This window comes from Bartonella queenslandensis (genome assembly GCF_018155095.1).
Classification (GTDB): domain Bacteria; phylum Pseudomonadota; class Alphaproteobacteria; order Rhizobiales; family Rhizobiaceae; genus Bartonella; species Bartonella queenslandensis_B.
On the sequence record NZ_NAAI01000003.1, the window covers coordinates 165,289 to 184,800 of the forward strand.

17 protein-coding genes and 1 pseudogene are annotated in these 19,512 nt (G+C 36.0%); 16 read left to right on the forward strand and 2 right to left on the reverse strand.

The window, feature by feature from the left end; genetic code table 11:
• The first annotated feature begins 15 nt into the window (after nucleotides 1–15).
• The 5 genes from B5V81_RS03250 (at nucleotide 16) to B5V81_RS03270 (ending at nucleotide 4,732) form a co-directional block, all read left to right on the forward strand.
• Nucleotides 16–456, forward strand: coding sequence for a twin-arginine translocase TatA/TatE family subunit (locus B5V81_RS03250; protein WP_212112096.1), 441 nt, complete (start codon nucleotides 16–18; stop codon nucleotides 454–456).
• On the forward strand, nucleotides 453–1,235 hold the full coding sequence (gene tatC, locus B5V81_RS03255; RefSeq protein ID WP_212112097.1) for a twin-arginine translocase subunit TatC: 783 nt from the start codon (nucleotides 453–455) through the stop codon (nucleotides 1,233–1,235). The genes B5V81_RS03250 and tatC overlap by 4 nt, the downstream gene beginning before the upstream one ends.
• Before the next feature lie 77 nt (nucleotides 1,236–1,312).
• The gene (gene serS, locus B5V81_RS03260; protein ID WP_212112098.1) at nucleotides 1,313–2,590 is read left to right on the forward strand and encodes a serine--tRNA ligase; all 1,278 of its coding nucleotides are present in this window, start codon (nucleotides 1,313–1,315) and stop codon (nucleotides 2,588–2,590) included.
• Between the two features lie 133 nt (nucleotides 2,591–2,723).
• Complete coding sequence (locus tag B5V81_RS03265) at nucleotides 2,724–3,383, forward strand: protein-L-isoaspartate(D-aspartate) O-methyltransferase (protein WP_212112140.1); 660 nt, start codon at nucleotides 2,724–2,726, stop codon at nucleotides 3,381–3,383.
• Nucleotides 3,384–3,550: 167 nt separating this feature from the next.
• Nucleotides 3,551–4,732, forward strand: coding sequence for a M23 family metallopeptidase (locus tag B5V81_RS03270; protein WP_212112099.1), 1,182 nt, complete (start codon nucleotides 3,551–3,553; stop codon nucleotides 4,730–4,732).
• A gap of 105 nt (nucleotides 4,733–4,837) precedes the next feature.
• Here B5V81_RS03270 and B5V81_RS09155 read toward each other — a convergent pair.
• Nucleotides 4,838–5,052 (reverse strand): annotated as a pseudogene (locus tag B5V81_RS09155) (antA/AntB antirepressor family protein); the annotation flags it as partial.
• Between the two features lie 631 nt (nucleotides 5,053–5,683).
• On the opposite strand from B5V81_RS09155, the gene yajC reads away from it, so the two are divergent.
• The 3 genes from yajC to B5V81_RS03285 all read left to right on the forward strand — a co-directional run bounded on the left by yajC (nucleotide 5,684) and on the right by B5V81_RS03285 (nucleotide 8,749).
• Nucleotides 5,684–6,145, forward strand: a complete 462-nt coding sequence (gene yajC, locus B5V81_RS03275; RefSeq protein WP_212112100.1) for a preprotein translocase subunit YajC — start codon at nucleotides 5,684–5,686, stop codon at nucleotides 6,143–6,145.
• A 457-nt stretch (nucleotides 6,146–6,602) separates the two neighbouring features.
• Nucleotides 6,603–6,989 carry an Mth938-like domain-containing protein gene (locus B5V81_RS03280; RefSeq protein WP_039759927.1) on the forward strand — a complete coding sequence of 129 codons (387 nt, stop codon included), beginning with the start codon at nucleotides 6,603–6,605 and terminating at the stop codon, nucleotides 6,987–6,989.
• Nucleotides 6,990–7,888: 899 nt separating this feature from the next.
• Entirely contained in the window at nucleotides 7,889–8,749 is an 861-nt protein-coding gene (locus B5V81_RS03285) for a phytoene/squalene synthase family protein (RefSeq protein WP_212112101.1), read from the forward strand.
• A gap of 1,120 nt (nucleotides 8,750–9,869) precedes the next feature.
• Here B5V81_RS03285 and B5V81_RS03290 read toward each other — a convergent pair.
• On the reverse strand, nucleotides 9,870–11,756 hold the full coding sequence (locus B5V81_RS03290) for a peptidyl-prolyl cis-trans isomerase (RefSeq protein ID WP_212112102.1): 1,887 nt from the start codon (nucleotides 11,754–11,756) through the stop codon (nucleotides 9,870–9,872).
• A gap of 154 nt (nucleotides 11,757–11,910) precedes the next feature.
• Between B5V81_RS03290 and tpiA the strand changes: the two genes are divergently transcribed.
• The 8 genes from tpiA to B5V81_RS03330 all read left to right on the forward strand — a co-directional run bounded on the left by tpiA (nucleotide 11,911) and on the right by B5V81_RS03330 (nucleotide 19,367).
• Nucleotides 11,911–12,675: a triose-phosphate isomerase gene (gene tpiA, locus B5V81_RS03295; RefSeq protein WP_212112103.1), complete on the forward strand. Its 765-nt coding sequence runs from the start codon at nucleotides 11,911–11,913 to the stop codon at nucleotides 12,673–12,675.
• Nucleotides 12,676–12,758: 83 nt separating this feature from the next.
• Nucleotides 12,759–13,211 carry a preprotein translocase subunit SecG gene (gene secG / locus B5V81_RS03300; protein WP_212112104.1) on the forward strand — a complete coding sequence of 151 codons (453 nt, stop codon included), beginning with the start codon at nucleotides 12,759–12,761 and terminating at the stop codon, nucleotides 13,209–13,211.
• Nucleotides 13,212–13,339: 128 nt separating this feature from the next.
• Entirely contained in the window at nucleotides 13,340–14,968 is a 1,629-nt protein-coding gene (gene pyrG / locus B5V81_RS03305; protein ID WP_212112105.1) for a CTP synthase, read from the forward strand.
• A gap of 36 nt (nucleotides 14,969–15,004) precedes the next feature.
• Entirely contained in the window at nucleotides 15,005–15,841 is an 837-nt protein-coding gene (gene kdsA, locus B5V81_RS03310) for a 3-deoxy-8-phosphooctulonate synthase (RefSeq protein WP_212112106.1), read from the forward strand.
• Between the two features lie 71 nt (nucleotides 15,842–15,912).
• Nucleotides 15,913–17,181, forward strand: coding sequence for a phosphopyruvate hydratase (eno, locus tag B5V81_RS03315; protein ID WP_212112107.1), 1,269 nt, complete (start codon nucleotides 15,913–15,915; stop codon nucleotides 17,179–17,181).
• 114 nt (nucleotides 17,182–17,295) lie between these two features.
• Nucleotides 17,296–17,703, forward strand: coding sequence for a TM2 domain-containing protein (locus tag B5V81_RS03320; RefSeq protein WP_212112108.1), 408 nt, complete (start codon nucleotides 17,296–17,298; stop codon nucleotides 17,701–17,703).
• A 384-nt stretch (nucleotides 17,704–18,087) separates the two neighbouring features.
• Nucleotides 18,088–18,531 carry a TM2 domain-containing protein gene (locus B5V81_RS03325; RefSeq protein ID WP_212112109.1) on the forward strand — a complete coding sequence of 148 codons (444 nt, stop codon included), beginning with the start codon at nucleotides 18,088–18,090 and terminating at the stop codon, nucleotides 18,529–18,531.
• 383 nt (nucleotides 18,532–18,914) lie between these two features.
• On the forward strand, nucleotides 18,915–19,367 hold the full coding sequence (locus tag B5V81_RS03330) for a TM2 domain-containing protein (RefSeq protein WP_212112110.1): 453 nt from the start codon (nucleotides 18,915–18,917) through the stop codon (nucleotides 19,365–19,367).
• Nucleotides 19,368–19,512: the final 145 nt, after the last annotated feature.

A 19,512-nucleotide genomic window follows, 5' to 3' on the forward strand; every position in this document is an offset into this window, starting at 1 on the left:
AGTCGAGTATAAGCGATGTTTGGGATTGATGGACCAGAGTTTGTCGTAATCTTACTTGTTCTCATCATTGTCATTGGACCGAAAGATTTACCTAAAATACTCAAGACAATAGCAAAGGTAAGGGCGTATGTGTATTCAACAGCAAATGAATTTCGGCACCAGTTTGATGATTTAATAAAACAAATTGAGCGCGATGATTTGCAAAAAACATGTTCGGATATTAACGATTCAAGCAAGAAATTGGCAGAGACTTTTGATTCCATTCAAAATACATTAGAGGATATTCACGATAATTTGGATGTTAAGGCAACACACCATAAATCAAAAAAAGATAAAGAAATTTTGGAATGTGATCAAAAGGTAATCAAGAAAGATAGAACAGTCTCTATAGCTTCTCATCATTCTGAAAACATTTCTGTTTCTCCTAAAGATAAAGAAAAAGAAGATGTGTCATGAATGTAAAAAAAGATGAATTTGATGCCGATATGGCACCACTTTTAGAACATTTAATTGAACTTCGTCAGCGAATTATTTCTGCTTTGGTTGCATTTATGATCGCTTTTATGATGTGTTTTCTTGTTAAAGATTATATTTTAAATTTTTTACTATGGCCGTATCAGTGGGCAATGAAAATAGCAGGAGGGTCCCCTGAGAGTATTCGTTTGCAATCAACACAAGTATGGGAAACTTTTTTAACGAAGATGAAGCTTTCTGCCTTTGGGGGAATTATTTTATCTTTTCCCTATACGGCTTTTCAATTTTATAGTTTTATTGCACCAGGGCTTTATAAAAATGAGCGCATGGCTTTTTTACCATTTCTCATTGGTGGTCCTATTTTATTTTGTATTGGAGGAGCGTTTGTTTATGCTCTATTGGCACCCATAATACTATGGTTTAGTCTTTCTCAACAATTTCTTCCAGATGCCCATTTAAAAATAGAGTTTATAGTGCGTATTTCTGATTATTTGGGCTTTATGACGTCGTTTATCGTAATTTTTGGTTTGATTTTCCAATTGCCTCTTGTCATCAGTCTTTTAACAAAAGTTGGATTTTTAACGTCTCATGATTTGGTATCTAAGCGAAAATGGGCTACTCTGCTCTCCTTTATCATTGCGGCAATGATAACGCCGTCAGATTTTTTTACGATGTTTGCAGTAGCTTTACCAGCGATAGCGCTTTATGAGATCTCAATTTTAATTGCTTACGGTATAGAAAAGAGAAGAAAATCCACTTAAGAAAAGTGTATAATCATACGCGATGAAAAATGAGTAAAAACAATATAGAATAAAAATAATATAAATGAGGAATTTTAATGCTTGATATTAAGTGGATTCGTGAAAATCCTGAGAAATTAGATAAAGCGCTCGTAAGTAGAGGCCTTGAGCCACAAGCTGAAAAGTTAATAGAACTTGATTTTGCACGCCGGTCACATGTTGCTAAGGTGCAATTAGCGCAGGAACGTCGCAATGCAGTTTCAAAGGAAATAGGACAAGCTTTAGCTCTCTCTGATCAGAAAATGACTGAAAGTCTTAGAGCTGAAGTGGAAGAGATTAAAGTCTTTCTTTCTTCTGCAACAGCGGAAGAGAAACAGCTGACAGAGAGTCTTGAGAAAATTCTTTCAGCACTTCCCAATATTCCATTGGATGATGTTCCAGAAGGTAAAGATGAAAGTGATAATGTCGTTATTCGACATTTTGGTACACCTCCAACATTTAATTTTACACCAAAGGAGCATTTTGATCTTGGTCAAGATCTCAAGCAGATGAATTTTGAGCGCGCTAGTCGTTTGTCTGGAACGCGTTTTACAGTTCTTTCAGGGGCGTTAGCACGTCTAGAACGTGCATTAGGACAGTTTATGCTTGATGTGCATGTCAATGAGCATGGTTATACAGAAGTTTCTGTGCCTCTTCTTGTTCGTGATGAGATTGTTTACGGAGCAGCCCAATTGCCGAAGTTTGCTGAAGATCTTTTTCAGACAACAGATGGCCGATGGCTTATTTCTACAGCAGAAGTGCCATTAACCAACTTGGTCAACGATGAAATTCTTGAAGTATCAGATTTACCACTGCGATTTTCTTCTTTATCACCCTGTTTTCGTTCAGAGGCGGGAGCAGCCGGTCGTGATACGCGTGGTATGTTGCGTCAGCATCAATTTTGGAAGGTAGAAATGGTCTCGATTACCAGTGAAGAGCAGTCTTTAATGGAATTGGAACGTATGACAGAATGTGCAGAAGATATATTAAAACGGCTTGGTTTGCCTTTTCGCACAGTGGTTCTTTCTACAGGGGATATGGGGTTTGCAGCACGTAAAACTTATGACATCGAAGTTTGGCTTCCTGGTCAAGAATGTTATCGTGAAATTTCTAGCTGTTCAGTTTGTGGAGACTTTCAAGGTCGACGTATGAATGCTCGCTATCGTAAAGAAGGTGATAAAAAATTGCATTTTGTTCATAGCCTTAATGGTTCTGGTACAGCTGTTGGCCGTTGTCTTATTGCTGTGCTTGAAAATTATCAGCAGGCTGATGGATCAATTATTGTTCCAGATGTTTTACAACCCTATATGGGAGGCATGCGTTGTATTTCTGCTTAATTTTTTGAAAGGAGAAACAATATGCGTTTATTGCAAATAGGGAATGATATGCAAACGCAAAGTTTTGCCATTTTAAAAGAATCGATTTTTAGAGACGATAAAAGTACACCTCCATTAGAGAGTGAATGATACGATGGGACAAAAGGGTATTTTACAATTTCGTGAGGAGTTGGCTGCTCTTGTACTGAAAATGCGTAGCAAAGGCATTGATGACGTGCGATTTTTTTCGGCATTAGAGAAAATTCCGCGTCAACAATTTGTTTCTGCTCCGTGGTTTAATAGTGCTTATGATAATAAAGTTATTCCCCTTGAGTGTGGTGAATATATGGAACGTTTGGAAGAACAACTCTTGATTCTTTCGGCACTATCATTGAAAAAAAAGCACCGTGTCTTAGAAATTGGTACAGGCTCTGGCTTTTGTACGGCTCTTATGGCATGTCTGAGTGACCGTGTGACAACGGTTGATCGTTATAAAACGCTTGTTGATTTGGCACGCCAAAAATTTCAAACTTTGGGTATTGAAAATATTGTTATACGGCAGATTGATGGAAGTCATAGTGTGACAGGTTTGGGATCATTTGATCGCATTCTTGTTTGGCCATCACGTTCTGATGAACCCAAGGAATTTTTAGAACTTTTAGCTGAAAATGGAATTCTCATTCAGGCGATAGGACCTGATGAAGGGGTACAAACGGTGACGCGCTATACAAAAATTGGTAGTCGATTCGAGTGTTTAGAATTGTTTCAAGTCCGTTATCATCCCTTTATTAAAGGTATTGCGGAGATACTTTAATTTTTAAGATTTAAGAAATAGTGCAAATTATTTCACTTTTTTATTTTCTTTAAATTCATTTTGATCTTAACTAAAGATATTTATAAATAAAACATCTCATTTTAACTCTTCGGTAATTTAAAAAAGCTTTAATGGAGTGAGTTGAGTATTGATGAGTGAGCAAAACGATGTGTTTAAAAGCTTTGGATAATATTTTCCGGCATAATTTTCAGAAAATGACTTTTTTAGCGGTAGCAACTATTGTTTCTGGTTGTAGTTCTGGGACACAACGTTTTTCCAATGTTTTCTCTCATCATACGGTATCATCTCAATCAGATATATCGAATTCTATATCTACAGATCCGAGAATGCTATCGTACGGTGGGGATATGATACAAAGCAGTGAATTACCACCTGTGGAACCAAGTAATGATTCGTTGATCGATAACAATTCTCCTTATAATTCTCCACAGCAAGGTAGGGTAGATTCTTCTGATGGTCGCATTATGGGGGGGCCTCCACGTAATCTTGGAACGCTTTCCCGTTCACAAATGGATAACTCTCCTATTTTTCGGCGGAATTCTTATATTGTCCAGAGTGGAGATACACTGCTCAGTATTGCACGACAAGTAGGGGTTAATGTTGAGGCATTAAAATCAGCAAATGGTATAAACAGCAATTCCATTTATATCGGTCAGGTTCTTGTACTTCCAAGCAGGCGTACATTAGCAACTTCAAAAGTGCCCAGTCGTAACGATTGGGCAACGTCAACAGCAGAATCTTCATCTCAATCTCGAGTGAGGTCTTCTATAAAGCCGAAGAAGACTTCTCCTATATATAAAGCTCCTGTAACAACACCAACTTCTGCACAGATGAACAGGTCAAATTCTGAAAAAAGTTCTTCTCAACAGATGGTGCAATTGAACCATGAATCTGATTTATCAGGTACTGTTACGAATACAGATAATATTAAGACGCCGCAAGCCACAGGAATTTCTAAAATGCGTTGGCCAGTACGAGGGCGTTTATTAAGCCAGTTTGGTCAAAAAAAAGGAACAGTAATGAATCGAGGAATAGATATTGCTGTGCCTGAAGGATCATCGGTAAAGGCATCAGAAAATGGTGTCGTTATTTACGCGGGAGATGGATTAAAAGAGCTGGGTAATGTTGTCATGATTCGACATGAAAATAATATTATCACTATTTATGGATGTAATAGTAAGCTTACTGTTAACAAAGGACAAAGGATAAGACGGGGTGATGAGATTGCTAAGTCGGGTGTTTCAGGAAATGTTAAAACGCCACGTGTTTATTTTGAGATGCGTAAGAATTCATTACCAGTTGATCCTCTTAAATATTTAGAAAACTAATTTATTGATGACGTTAAGTTTGAATAATCTTATAGATTTATAGAAATCTTATGAAAAACAATTTGTTTTCTTAAACCAATAGGCACGTATCAGAACGTTTTAATCTTCTGCTTTCGGAGTTAATTCTGCAATAACATGATCTTTCTGCTTGCTTTGCTCTTGTCGATGATTCAAAATACCAAGCAATGATTGAAGAGTCGAATAACTAATCTGTTGTGGTGCTACTTTTTTCAAAGCTGTTTACATTTGATAAAGTATTGATGTGCTTCATGTATTTTATCATTATGCTCGATCGTTGAAAGGCGTTTGCCCATATCTAATCTGTTTGCCTATGTCTAATCTAATGTATCAGCAGGAAATCATTACTTGAAAAGAGAGTTCCTTGAGTTTATTCGATATGATCATCTTTGTGTTGATGAAGGTATAAGACGATAGTACCTATTATCATCTGTCAGCGCTCAATGTTCCGATTGCTTTTGCATTTAAGAGGAGGCATGAAAAGAGATATTTGACTTCCTATCATAAATAATTTTTCTTTCCATGTTTATTTCACAGGTGTGATGTGCAAGAAAACCATTTGGATGAATTCAATGGAATTTAAACAAAAGAGTTTTACGATATTTAGCGCTATCATTTTAACATTAAAAATAATGAATTATCTCTATAAATTAGAGTTTTTCCATTACAAAAATTTTTTTGTATCAATTTATTAAGTGAGTGAGAAGGCTTCTCATTGTAGGATATATAATAGAGAGAAATAAATCTGTTTTTTAAAGATTTTTCTTATTGTATTCTGTCTCTTAAGGATTTATTGCATTTTTATCAAGCTGAGATTACATTATCTCGTCATCACTTTTTTATAATAAATTCTTTAGGAAAGTTTTTCTGAATCGGAATTTTATTTTAATAGAGTGGGAAATAATACCTGAAGTTTAACTATAGGAGATAAAAATGTTTATTACGAACGCTTATGCTCAAAGTGCAGGCGATGTTTCCAGTGGAATTTCATTTGTTGGCTTTTTCCCGCTCATTTTAATTTTTGCAATTATGTATTTTTTTGTTATTCGTCCACAGCGTGCACAAATGAAAAAGCGTCAGGAAATGCTTAACGCAGTACGGCGTGGTGATACAGTTATAACAGGTGGTGGTATTATCGGCAAGATTACGAAAGTTCACGATGAGAGTGGTGAATTAGAGGTTGAAATTGGTGAGGGTATAAATATTCGTGTTATTCGCTCAACATTAGCTGATGTGCGGGTTAAAGGTGAGCCGATTGCAGAAAAAAAATCAAAGTTTAATGTTAAAGAAAAAACTTCCCAAAAGTCTAATTCTAAAACGACAAAGAAAGAAAAAGTGAGTATTTCTAAAGAGAAAAAAGCTCTATCAAAGGAAAATAAAGAAAATGCATCTTAAAGTATGAATGCAATTTATACTGTTTTTAAAAGCATTTTTATAAAAAATATTAAAATACAAAGACAATTTCATTAAGAGGAATGGTTTTATACAATCACTACAGAAAATGGTGTCTTTGTTTTCTGTAGATGATTTAAATAGTTGCTTTATTTATGGGGTATTACGGCAAATTTTTCTGTTCTTTAAACAAGATCCTTATTTCCATAAAGAGAATTTTTTCACTTTTAAACTAAGTTGAGGAAAGTTTTTAAAACGTAGATGAGTATAGCATTTAATCGCAGGTTCTTGCTAACTTTTCATGTGTTTTTGTATGATTCAATCAAGATTTTATAGTAGAAATTTCTACCTCAATATTCTGATAGGCTATGGTTAACATATCGATGTTTGTATTACCCTTAACTTTTATAGTGAGAAGTAAAAGACAAGTGAATTTTCAAAAATAAAAGGTGCTTATTATATGTCCGATGCAATTCAAATTCGTGAAGCACATTTTCCAAGTCGTGCGCCTATTGATGCTTATGGAAATGGTGGATTTCGTTTTGCTGATATGTCACATAGAGGTTCTATTATTTGTGTCCCGTCAGGAATTTATGGCATTGATATGGCAGGACCTATTCCCACCCAAGGGGATCTATCTCGTGTTTTAGAAGAAGCAAATGAGATTGAAGTTTTATTAATAGGTACTGGAACTGAATTATTACGATTACCTGAAGAGTTACGGAGCCTTTTATGGGAAAAGCGTATTTCATCAGATACAATGGGTACGGGAGCTGCGGTACGTACATTTAATGTTTTATTGGCCGAAGATCGCGCTGTTGCAGCCTTATTATTTGCGGTAGAATAAAGTATTGTTTAATAAAATAAATATTCTCGCCTAGCCATAAAAGACGCGTATTATTAATTTTATTGTGCCGCAAAATGACGTCGTTTAAGGCGGTCATATAAGGAGCATAAGTATATACAAATTAACATATTAAGTATATTTTTAATACAGCAGCAACGATTCAGAGTTGGGTTAGCTTGAAATGCTTAGTGTATTGCATAAGGTGATAAGCCTCTGGCGCGTGAGGCGACCATAAGAGGCATTTTTATTCCTTTTTTAATAGTATTTACACACCCGCTCCGCATGTGACGTGGAAGGGGATAGATTTAAAATAAGAAAACCATGTGATCTTAGTTTTTTTCATTCAACAGACAAAAGGAAAAATTATATTATATATTAATTTGTTACGAGCAGTAGGAGCATGTCAAGATCAATTGGATTTTTGACAGACTAGTGCGGAAAGGAAGTTTTGTCCTTTTTATGCATAGCTTGAACCATATCATTTTTAACAGATTGATCTTTTGAGGAGGCAGGAAGAGGTCAATAATTTAATTAAGTCTTTGTGATCAATGAATTTTCTATAAGAGTACATTGTGATCTATTTGGTAAAAAAGTGTTTTTTGTTGTTCTAAGTTTCATCACGCATGTTACGGTTCATTTTTAGCTGTTTTTTTACGACAAATAAAAGCTTAAATCCTATAAGCTAAATTTTATCAAAAAAATGATTTATTTAATTTAAAAGAAATTTCTTTTTGAAAAGAAAAGGCACTAAAAAGAAATTTAAATTTATAATACAGTTAAGAAACACATTTAAAAATCTTATTCTATGAGCTGTATTTTCTTATCTCTCATTTTTTAAGATGAATAAAAAGAGAATATTAATTTAATTGCTAAAAAAGCGACGTTAATAGGTTCATAGAATGATAGGTTCTCTTCCTTATTGTCTTGATATTTTACGAAACATAGATCGTGATCGCTATATATCAGTTTTATTTGCACCTAAAAAAAAGCGCAAAGCATTGGCCGCTCTTTACGCATTTAATGCTGAGATTTCTCGTATTCGTGAAAGTGTCCATGATCCATTCATCGGAGAAATACGATTACGCTGGTGGTATGATTCTATCGCGCATGGTGAAATGCAAATGAGTGGAAATAATCCGATTTTGAGTGATTTATTGGCAGCAATGACTCTTTTTAATTTACCAAAGACAGCTTTTTTACGTTATTTCGATGCGCAAATTTTAGATCTTTACCACAACCCAATAGAAACGCTTCATGATCTCGAGCATTATTGTGGTGAGACAGCAAGCATAATTTTACAGCTTTCTTGTCAGATATTAGATCCTGATGCCACACAAGATTTTACAGATATCTATGAACATGGAGGGATTGCTCAAGGATTCAGCGGTGTATTACGTCTTTTATCATTCATGCAATCACGATATCACTATTATTTACCTACTGATATGCTGAAGGCTGTAGGGGTGAATAGGAAGGATTTAGACTCTCATCATCTCAGTGATCAACAAAAGGGCGATATTGTTGAAGCTATGGTAGCATTATCACGCGATCATTATAGCAAATTTTACGCGTATTCTTGTGCTTTACCTAGAGCTCTTAAGCCAGCATTTCTTCCATTGGTCATTATACCGGCTTCTCTTCAAAAGGCTATGCAGCTGGGGGGTGAAATTTTTCAAGAAAGTGCAACTCTGTCATTGATACATCGCTATTGGTTGATAACAAGAGCAGCAATAAGCGGTCATTTTCCAAAAATATCGTAAAGAATATGACTGCGTTAAAATTAGACTATTTTTTTCATGTTAAAAATAAAAGAGGATATTGTAACTCCAAATGATTTCTTTGTTATCAAAAACATTGATATAGTTCTTTTCTATGAATGCAAAAGAGTAAAAAGTTTTAAGGCCTTGAAAGTATGGTGTACTGGATGGTTGAAGGGCAAGCCAGCACCATTGTTAGAGTCGATCAGCTTCCACTATTGCGAAAACCCTTGGCACTCTTCACAAAGAGGAATGCCCTTTCTTTAATGTGTATCCAAACGTTAGTTCGGCTTATAACGTGCAAGCAGGAGGTTTTGATTGATTCAATCATAAACAGATTTAGAATAAAAGAAGCTTACGGTATTAAGGATTTTTATTCATATGGATAACACTATCTTATTTATAATAAATCAATGCATTAGCCAATAAAAGAAAACATAAGATAAAACTTAATAGATTGGTTCATTTGATGAAGAATTTTGATATTGAGTGCTCTGAATATATTGGTCGCGTCTTATTTGCAAGTAAAATAAAATTTCCATTTTATTATGAAAGAAGCTATTTTGGCTTCCTATTAAGTCTATAAAAAAATGCTCATTTTTGAAAAATTAAAATGATGAAGCCACAATTGATGACTGTGATGATATATGAAAAATATTGATCTATCATGAAGTTCGTTTTTTTTTCATATTGAATAAGAGCCTTGAAGTAAAAGAGATTTCCTCATTTTAGATCATGTTTAGAATGAATTTTTAAAATAGTTTTTTCCATATCATAAGTTGGGTGTGTCAATGCAAGTCATTTAAGGAAGAAGCAATAGGCTCCTTATGAACTAATATCAAGAGTAACAATATGACGATCTATAAATGTATGATAATAGGGATGAGATTTATTGCTTAATTGGGATGGATAATATTGTTTATTGCGTTGAAAAAAACGGAATCCACATATCCATTGACTATTTTCTCGCAACTCAACACATATACTGATTTGCGAGAGAGCTAATTATAATGCTGATCTTAAGAGACTAAGCAAACAAGAGATCGATCTTACCTTTTCCACTATAGAAGAAGTGCTGATAAAAATTCTATCAGATAATCTTTTCAAATTATGTCTACCCTTTTTATTGGAGAGTGTTAAAGATCTGATTGTAATTTTTGCTATTAATTTCCAAAGGATGTTCTTTATTGGCAATTTGTAGCATTTCGAGTTTGAGATCTTCTCTTATCATCATATCTATATTAGCCCTAATCTCAGATGAAAGAGTATGAGGCGTGATGTCTTTAGGCATCATTACAGCATTTATTTGATAAATGATACGGTTTGTTGCAACCGGACCTTTTATGATGCCATAATGACCTTTGAGACCAGAAAACAATACCTTAATCCCTTCAACACCAAGGATTTCAGAGGGATCTTGACGCCGGAGGAGAGGCGTTGTTTGTTTTGTAACACCAAGTGTCCGTGCAAGGCTAACAAGACTTTTTCCTTCCGTAAGCTGTTTGAGAGCATTTTGGGCTTTTTCATCAAGAAGGCGCTGAATTTCTTCACTTTTCCATTGAGAAAGAACATCTAGCTTAGCTTCTTCCAGTGTTTTATCGCGGGAAGGAATAATCTTATCGACTTTATACCAGAGATATCCACCATTTTGAAAAGAGAGAGGATCAAGATCAACTCCTTCATTTGATTGATAGATGACATTGAGCAAAGTATCTTTTTGAGGCAAATCTGTGAGGATTTCACCTTCAAGCGTTTTGCCTGTTTTATCAAAGGTAATTGTGCGCAGAGATAATCTGTATTGCTCAGCAAGCTCTTTGAGAGAAGCGCCCTCAAAACGAGCATTTTCAATGGCGATATAATTGTTACGGATATCCTCAGTCGCACGATTTTTGGCAAGTGTTTGGCGAATATTTTCTTCTACACTTTCAAAAGGAAGAGATCTTGAAGGTTCAATATGTGTGACGCGAATGAGAACAGGTCCCTGTAGGTCATTTATTACAGGACTGACTTGTCCTTGTTGGAGTTCAAAAATTTCAGATGCGAGATGATTAGGAAGTTCATTTTCTGCAAGAGGACCTTTTTTGATGTCATTAAGAGTCTTTTTTTCAGCTTTTATCAGTTCATCAAAACTCAATCCATTGGCTATTTTTTTTGCTGCATTATCGGCTTTTTCGCGTGTGGAGAATCTCAGTTCTTCGAATGTGCGCTTTTCAGGCGTTATAAAACGTGAAGCATTTTGGGTATAATAGGCTTTTGCCTCATCTATTGAGATATCTTGAGGTTTTATGAAATCAGAAAGTTCCATAGATAACAAAGAGACAGTGCGGTATTCTGGAGCACGAAATTCATTTTGATGTGTTTCAAACCATTTTTGCAGTGTTTCGTGATCAGGATCAGCGATTGTTTGCCCTTTTAGATCAATAATGAAATAATCAGCACTCCGCTTTTCTCCTTGATAAAGAGCAAGTGCCTTGTAAAAGAGATTGGGTGCTTTCATATCAGAAAGTAAAGCAGCAATAAGTTGGTTACGCTTTTCTTGTTTGGTATAATAATTAAGAAAAGCACTTTCACTGATACGTAAATGCTGAAGATAGTTATAAAATAAATTTTTATCAAATATACCATTTATCTGGAACATCTTATCAGAACCAATCGTATGAGCGATTGTATCTTTTGAAAGACTTATTTTCATTTTACGGGCTTGTTCATCAAGCAGCACATTTTGTTGCAATTGATTAAACACAAAAGCGGGAATTTGGTATTGCTGCATTTCATTTGGTGTAAACATTCGTCCAAGATGAGCTGCCTGTGCTAAACGTGCGCTTTGATCGGCAAGTGCGAGACGATAATCATCGATAGTGACTATGGATCTTCCAGAAGTAATAAGATCTCTTTCACTTTTTGTGTGTAACTGTGGTATTCCCCATAAGAGAATGAAGCATAAGAGTAAAATAGCAAGGAAAATTCTGAAAATCCAAGAGTTTGCAGCACTTCTTATGACGTCAAGCATTGTTCAATTCCATTTTAAACATAAATTATTACCAAAGCAGGAGTGGAATTTGCAATAAAGAGACGAAAGATGCAAGCTTTTAAAGACTTGCTTTCATTTTATAATTTGATACTACAGGTAAATCAAAATATCTAAGAGCTCTTGAGGTGAAAATATGTCTCCAAATATTCGGCCTTTTCTTGCTGGAAATTGGAAAATGAATGGAATGAGAGAATCGCTTGGAGAGTTACGAGCCATTGCTACAGGCGTTAGCTCTGATTTCGGTCATCTGTTTGAAGCGCTCATTTGTGTTCCTGCAACGCTTTTATCGCGTGCTTCTGATACATTGGATGGTGAAAATCTCCTTTTAGGAGGACAAAATTGTCACTTTGATGATCATGGTCCTTATACGGGAGATATTTCAGCTTTTATGCTTAAAGAAGCGGGAGCAAGCCACGTTATTATTGGGCATTCGGAACGTCGTACGGTGTATCAGGAAAATGATGCAATTGTCTGTGCTAAAGTGCAAGCAGCGTGGCGCGCAGGTCTTGTGGCTCTTGTGTGTATTGGTGAAACATTGGAGGAGCGCGATAATAATAAAGTCATGGATGTTCTTGCGCAGCAGCTTGAAGGATCTTTACCAGATGATGCAACAGCAGAGAATATCATTATCGCTTATGAACCTGTCTGGGCGATAGGTACTGGCAATACAGCAACTTCAGAAGATATTGCAAAAGTGCATCATTTCATTCGTGATAAGATGTGCTCTCGTTTTGGTGATGAAGGAAACAAGATACGTTTGCTTTATGGTGGATCTGTAAAGCCATCCAATGCCTTTGAGCTTTTAAGTATTCCTCATGTTAATGGGGCTTTGATCGGTGGATCCAGCTTAAAAGCGATTGATTTTTTAACTATTTGCGATGTTTGTCGTAAATTATAGCAGAGAAATTTGAGTTTTCCCCTTGGATTGTGTGTTATTTATGTATAAATAACCGTGAAAGAGATATTTTAAGAGCAGGGTTTATGCAAACAGTACTTATTGTTATTCATTTATTGATTGTGATTACTTTAGTTGGGGTTATCTTAATCCAACCCTCAGAAGGTGGTGGGCTTGGTGTGAGTAATAGCTCAGGGTTGATGAAAACCCGTGGGTCTCGAAACCCTTTAACACGTTTGACAGCTATTTTAGCCTGTTGTTTTTATGTTGTTTCCATCGGACTTATTGTTGTGGGAAGTATATCAAATTCTGGTTCTGATATTTTAAAGCGCATACCGGTTAATTCAGAGCAGAATTCTACCAATAAAGGCTCAGAATCAGTCCCATCATCAAATGGTGAGTCTCAACCTTCTATTCTTGAGCAGCTAGGAGGTCCTTCAGATTCTCCACAGGGACAAAAACAGTCTACAAAGCCTGAAATGGAAAACCCAGTTCCACCGGTTCTTGAAAATCCAGTTCCGGATAGCAATACAAAATAGTTTTTTGAAGAAAATATAGACTTTTAAAAAGGTGATTTTTTCACCTTTTTTTATTTTAGAGGAAAAATTGTTTCTTTTTGCATTTTTTTCTGGAAAAATCATTATAAATTGCTTATCACCATAAGCCCATGGCACGTTATGTTTTTATTACTGGTGGTGTGGTTTCTTCGCTTGGAAAAGGCATCGCAGCGGCGGCGTTAGCAGCGTTATTACAGGCTCGTGGCTATCGTGTACGTCTTCGCAAACTTGATCCTTATTTAAATGTTGATCCAGGGACGATGTCACCTTATCAACATGGTGAAGTATTTGTAACCGATGATGGTGCGGAAACAGATCTTGATCTTGGTCATTATGAGCGTTTTACTGGGCGTTCTGCAAATAGCCAAGACAATATTACAACAGGGCGTATTTATCGCAATATCATTGAACGAGAACGGCGGGGTGATTATTTGGGGGCAACAGTTCAAGTTATTCCTCATGTTACAGATGAAATTAAGCGATTTATTACGACGGGAAATGAAGAATTTGATTTTGTTTTGTGTGAAATAGGTGGAACGGTTGGTGATATTGAGGCCATGCCTTTTCTAGAAGCGATTCGTCAACTTGGTAATGAACTTTCTAGGCAAAATGTCGTTTATATCCATCTTACATTAATGCCTTATATTCCCTCGGCAGGTGAATTAAAAACGAAACCAACACAACATTCTGTTAAAGAATTGCAATCAGTTGGTATTTCTCCTGATATTTTGCTTGTGCGAGCAGACCGGTCTATTCCAGAAACAGAACGGTATAAATTATCACTTTTTTGCAATGTTCGCGCCAATGCTGTGATTCAGGCATTAGATATGCCAACAATTTATGATGTTCCTATGGCCTATCATAAAGAGGGTTTAGACTCTGAAGTTCTTTGCGCTTTTGGAATCAATACGGCTCCTCCTCCTCAGATGAATCTTTGGGAAGATATTACGCATCGCATTCACCATCCAGAAGGAGAAGTTGCGATTGCTATTGTAGGAAAATATATTGGCTTAAAGGATGCTTATAAATCTCTTATCGAAGCGATTGCGCATGGTGGTTTAGCGAATAAAGTGAAAGTTAATATTGAGTGGATTGATTCGCAACTTCTTGAAAAAGAAGATTCCGTTTTAGCTTTACAAAAAGCGCATGGAATTTTGGTTCCTGGGGCTTTTGGGGTTCGAGGGGCAGAAGGAAAAATTCGAGCAATTCAATTTGCGCGAGAGCGTAAAATTCCATTTTTAGGGATTTGTTTTGGAATGCAATTGGCTTGTATAGAAGCTGCACGCAATATTGCACAGATTGAGAATGCTTCATCAAGTGAGTTTTGTGAAACAGAAAATCCAATTGTCGGTTTAATGACAGAATGGCTCAAAGGCGATGTTCTTGAAAAACGGACAAGAAATGGTGATCTTGGTGGATCCATGCGCCTTGGTGCTTTTGCTGCTGAATTAAAAGAACAAAGTCATATTGCTCAAATTTATGGAATGACAAAGATTGTTGAACGACATCGTCATCGTTATGAGGTCAATATTGATTATAAAGATAAGTTAGAACAGTGTGGTTTGATTTTTTCTGGCATGTCTCCCGATGGTATTTTGCCGGAAACGATAGAATATGCAGATCATCCATGGTTCATAGGTGTTCAATATCATCCAGAACTAAAATCACGTCCTTTTGATCCACATCCGCTTTTTGCTTCTTTTATTGAAGCTGCTGTAGAACAAAGCCGATTGGTTTAAGATGTCAATTTGGTTACTTTGCTTTTGAGGGATAAAATGACGAAACCAAATGCTCGTGTAAAAGTTGGAAACATTATTTTTGCAAATGAAATGCCTCTTTCATTAATTGCAGGACCGTGTCAGATGGAAAGTCGCGATCATGCTTTTGAAATGGCTGGTCGTATTAAAACAATTACCGATCAGCTGGGTATCGGGTTTGTTTATAAATCAAGTTACGATAAAGCCAACCGAACCTCTTTGAGTGCGGCACGTGGCATTGGTCTTGAAAAAGCAATGGCCATTTTTTCTGATTTAAAAAAAGAGTTTAATTGTCCCATATTGACGGATATACATACCGAAGAACAATGTACAATTGTTTCTTCTACGGTTGATATTTTACAAATACCTGCTTTTTTATGTCGTCAAACAGATCTTTTAGTAGCAGCCGCCAAAACAGGATGTGTTATTAATATTAAAAAAGGTCAGTTTTTAGCTCCGTGGGATATGGAGAATGTTTTAAAAAAGGTTATTCACAGTGGTAATCCAAATGTTATGCTTTGTGAGCGAGGCACATCATTTGGTTATAACCGACTGATTTCGGATATGCGTTCGTTACCTATTTTACGTTCATTTGGGGCTCCTGTTATTTTTGATGCCACACACTCTGTTCAAGAACCTGGGGGGCAGGGAGCTTCATCTGGTGGACAGCGTCAATTTGTTGAAGTTTTAGCGCGTGCGGCTGTTTCTGTTGGGGTTGCCGGTATTTTTTTAGAAACCCATCAAGATCCAGATCATGCACCTTCTGATGGACCCAATATGGTTAAAATTGATGATTTACAAAGATTGCTTGAGACTTTAATGGAATTTGATAATCTGTCAAAGAAGTTGAATTAAGAAGAGAAAAAATATTTCATGAGTAGGATATTAGAAATGAATCGCGCCTTTGATTGGATAAGGAAACATAGATGACTATAATTGTCGATATCATTGGACGTGAAGTTCTTGATAGCCGTGGTAACCCAACGGTGGAAGTTGATGTTCATTTGGAAAATGGAGCTTTTGGTCGTGCTCTGGTTCCCTCAGGGGCTTCAACAGGGACACATGAGGCTATAGAACTTCGTGATGGTGATTTGCGTTATCAAGGGAAAGGTGTTGAAAAAGCGGTTTCTGCGGTCAATGGCGAGATTCTTGAAGAACTTGGTGGGCGGGATGCAAGAGACCAAATCGCTATTGATCAAGCAATGATTGCGTTGGATGGAACGCCAAACAAGGCCCGTCTTGGTGCCAATGCACTTCTTGGTGTTTCATTGGCTGTTGCAAAGGCTGCTGCAGACTCATTAAATTTACCTTTGTATCGTTATATTGGTGGTACGCAAGCGCATATTCTTCCAACACCTATGATGAATATTATTAATGGTGGCGTTCATGCTGATAACTTGATTGATTTTCAAGAGTTTATGATTATTCCTGTGGGAGCTCCTAGCGTGAAAGAAGCCATCCGTTATGGTGCTGAGATCTTCCATGCGTTGAAAAAGCGTTTAAAAGATGCGGGGCATAATACCAATGTTGGTGATGAAGGTGGTTTTGCACCTCAGTTTAAAAGTGCCGATCAAGCAATTGATTTTATCATGGAATCTATTATAGCGTGTGGCTATAAACCAGGTGAGCAAATTGCCATTGGTTTAGATTGTGCTTCCACTGAATTTTATAAAAATGGTTCGTATTTTTATAAAGGTGAGGGAAAATGTCGTGACATCCAAGAACAGGTAGATTATTTGGCACACCTTGTGAAAAGCTATCCTATTATTACCATTGAAGATGGAATGGCAGAGGATGATTGGGAAGGTTGGAAGCTCCTCACTGAGACAATAGGAGAAAAATGTCAGCTGGTTGGCGATGATTTGTTTGTAACAAATTCAGCGCGTTTACGTGATGGTATCAAAATGGGAGTAGGCAATTCTATCCTTATAAAAGTTAACCAAATTGGGACATTGAGTGAAACACTTGATGCTGTAGAAATCGCGCATAAAGCCGGTTATCGTGCCATTATATCTCACCGCTCAGGCGAAACAGAAGATTCTTTCATTGCAGATCTTGCGGTTGCAACGAATTGTGGACAAATTAAAACAGGTTCTCTTGCACGTTCGGATCGATTAGCAAAGTACAATCAACTTATTCGTATTGAAGAAATGCTAGGAGCTCAAGCATGTTATGCTGGTAATATATATCGTTGATCATTGTGAGCACAAAATATGAAAGTATAATATCATTTAGACTATGAAATTAAGATTTCTTATCAAAGGCATATACGCAATAATTTTTAAGTGTTTAAATTTATAGGGATTAAGATGAGAGGTGTAATTCTTACTCAAGATCAAGGAACGTATCTCGTTTCAGGTGATGATGGTAGGCGTTATCAGTTTGCGACTTGGGATTGGTTGGGAAAGAAACCACCAAGGATTGGTGATACTGTTGATTTTGTCTATGAAGGAGGAGTGGTCAGTTCTGTTTTTCCGTTGTTAAGACCAGGTACAGAAAACTCAAAGATCATGTTCGCACTTCTTTGTTGGTTTGCAGGTATCTTTGGTGTTCATCGTTTTATGGTTGGGAGAGTTCGCACTGGTGCTTTAATGCTCATTCTATCTTTATCGGTTGCTGGATTGGTGATTACCGGTATTTGGGCAATTGTTGATTTTATACTCATTGTTGCTGGAAAATTTACGGATAAAGATGGGAATCAGATTACAGACTTGTAAAAATCTTATAATAAAAAGAAGGTCATGTAGACCGCTTTTTATTTTTATAGATATATTAAGTTCGTAACGCCGAATTATGGTACTATACGTTTTTAAGTAGAAATATTAAGAAAAATATGCACAGTTAAATAAAACTATTGAAAAAAACTGTGCTATTTTATACGGGTAGAATAAAGACGTAAATCAATTACAGCTTACTTTAGTGTTTCTGTTTATAGCAGTGGAAAACACTAATTATTGGGGGGATTCAAACTATTTCAATTCCACATTTATCATGGTTTCTATGCGTTTTATTTACGCAGTGAGGTTAATCAGCATATTATCTAAATTAGGAAAATCTCTTTATGAATAACACATGAGGAGCAGCTTTATAGGTGGTTGAAGATGAAAGGTAAGATTATTGGTCAAGATCAAGGAGATTATTTCGTTTCAGGGGCTGATGGTAAGCGCTATCAATTTGCGAGTTGGGATTGGTTAGGAAAAAAAACACCAAAGGTAGGGGATACCGTTGATTTTGTATATGAAGATAGCGTTGTTAAATCTGTTCTCCCTCTTTCGAGTGAATCGCAGTCAGAAAAATCAAGATTGGCGATAGCACTTGTTTGTTGGTTTTTTGGATATTTGGGAATTCATCGCTTTATGGCAGGTAAAGTTGGAACGGGCATTGCAATGCTTCTTATAAATATAATAAGTATAATAACTATACCACTTTTTGTAGGGCTTATAGTAATTATTTTTATAATGACACCTTGGGTATTGATTGATTTTATAGTTATTTTATCCGGAAATTTTAGGGATGAAAATGGGGATAAAATTATAAATTGGTAGAAATTTTAGCATAATATAAAATGTAAAGAGCTAGAAACTTTCTTTACTTTTTATGTTGTCAATATATTAATTTAATAATGTAAATTATTTTAGTCTATATATTTAAATATGAAATACTAAAGAAAATTATGTATATTTAAATAAAACTATTGAAAAAGACTATAATATTTCATATGAAAGAGGCAAAAGTGCAAATCGAACAGCGTGCTTTGTATTGCCACTTATAATTGCGGGAATTTTAAGTTGTTGGGGGATTTTAAGCTTTTTAAATTGTCATATATCACGGTGAATACAGATTGTATTCATGCAGTGAGGATTATCCAATATATTATCATATTAGAAGAAAAACTTCTTTATGAATAACAATTTTATAGGTGGTGAAGATGAAAGGTAAGATTATTGGTCATGATCAAGGAGATTATTTCATTTCAGGGGCTGATGGTAAGCGCTATCAATTTGCGAATTGGGATTGGTCAGGAAAAACGCCGCCGAAGGTTGGTGACGTCGTTGATTTTGTGTGTGAAGGGGATACCATTAAATCTATTTTCCCTATCTTAACTGAAGGTCAGTCACAGCAATCAAAAGTGACGTTAGCGGTCGTTTGTTTTTTTCTAGGTGGACTAGGAATTCATCGTTTTATGGTTGGTAAAGTTGGAACGGGCATTGCAATGCTTCTTATAAGTATAATAAGTATAATAAGTATAATAAGTGTAGCACTTTTTTTGGTAGGGGTTCTAGGGATTATTTTTATAATTATACCTTGGGTATTGATTGATTTTATAGTCATTTTAACAGGAAATTTTAAGGACAAGAATGGGTGTAAGATCACAAGTTAGTAGGATATCCAATATTTGTTATATAACAAAGTGGGGTATTTAGCTTACTTTGATTGTTTTGAGGGGGGGTAAATTGGTGATAAAAAATTGTTTGCGTTTCTAGATTGAGTAATGAGGTGTTAATCAAAATCATGCATAGTTGGGC

Excerpts from the sequence above, each read along its gene's own strand:
- pyrG (WP_212112105.1), top strand. The coding sequence starts at position 13,340 with ATGGCACGTTATGTTTTTATTACTGGTGGTGTGGTTTCTTCGCTTGGA.
- B5V81_RS03330 (WP_212112110.1), top strand. The coding sequence starts at position 18,915 with ATGAAAGGTAAGATTATTGGTCATGATCAAGGAGATTATTTCATTTCA.
- eno (WP_212112107.1), top strand. The coding sequence starts at position 15,913 with ATGACTATAATTGTCGATATCATTGGACGTGAAGTTCTTGATAGCCGT.
- B5V81_RS03285 (WP_212112101.1), top strand. The coding sequence starts at position 7,889 with ATGATAGGTTCTCTTCCTTATTGTCTTGATATTTTACGAAACATAGAT.
- tpiA (WP_212112103.1), top strand. The coding sequence starts at position 11,911 with ATGTCTCCAAATATTCGGCCTTTTCTTGCTGGAAATTGGAAAATGAAT.
- B5V81_RS03290 (WP_212112102.1), bottom strand. The coding sequence starts at position 11,756 with ATGCTTGACGTCATAAGAAGTGCTGCAAACTCTTGGATTTTCAGAATT.
- B5V81_RS03265 (WP_212112140.1), top strand. The coding sequence starts at position 2,724 with ATGGGACAAAAGGGTATTTTACAATTTCGTGAGGAGTTGGCTGCTCTT.
- tatC (WP_212112097.1), top strand. The coding sequence starts at position 453 with ATGAATGTAAAAAAAGATGAATTTGATGCCGATATGGCACCACTTTTA.
- B5V81_RS03320 (WP_212112108.1), top strand. The coding sequence starts at position 17,296 with ATGAGAGGTGTAATTCTTACTCAAGATCAAGGAACGTATCTCGTTTCA.
- B5V81_RS03270 (WP_212112099.1), top strand. The coding sequence starts at position 3,551 with ATGTGTTTAAAAGCTTTGGATAATATTTTCCGGCATAATTTTCAGAAA.
- yajC (WP_212112100.1), top strand. The coding sequence starts at position 5,684 with ATGTTTATTACGAACGCTTATGCTCAAAGTGCAGGCGATGTTTCCAGT.
- kdsA (WP_212112106.1), top strand. The coding sequence starts at position 15,005 with ATGACGAAACCAAATGCTCGTGTAAAAGTTGGAAACATTATTTTTGCA.
- B5V81_RS03280 (WP_039759927.1), top strand. The coding sequence starts at position 6,603 with ATGTCCGATGCAATTCAAATTCGTGAAGCACATTTTCCAAGTCGTGCG.
- serS (WP_212112098.1), top strand. The coding sequence starts at position 1,313 with ATGCTTGATATTAAGTGGATTCGTGAAAATCCTGAGAAATTAGATAAA.
- B5V81_RS03325 (WP_212112109.1), top strand. The coding sequence starts at position 18,088 with ATGAAAGGTAAGATTATTGGTCAAGATCAAGGAGATTATTTCGTTTCA.
- B5V81_RS03250 (WP_212112096.1), top strand. The coding sequence starts at position 16 with ATGTTTGGGATTGATGGACCAGAGTTTGTCGTAATCTTACTTGTTCTC.
- secG (WP_212112104.1), top strand. The coding sequence starts at position 12,759 with ATGCAAACAGTACTTATTGTTATTCATTTATTGATTGTGATTACTTTA.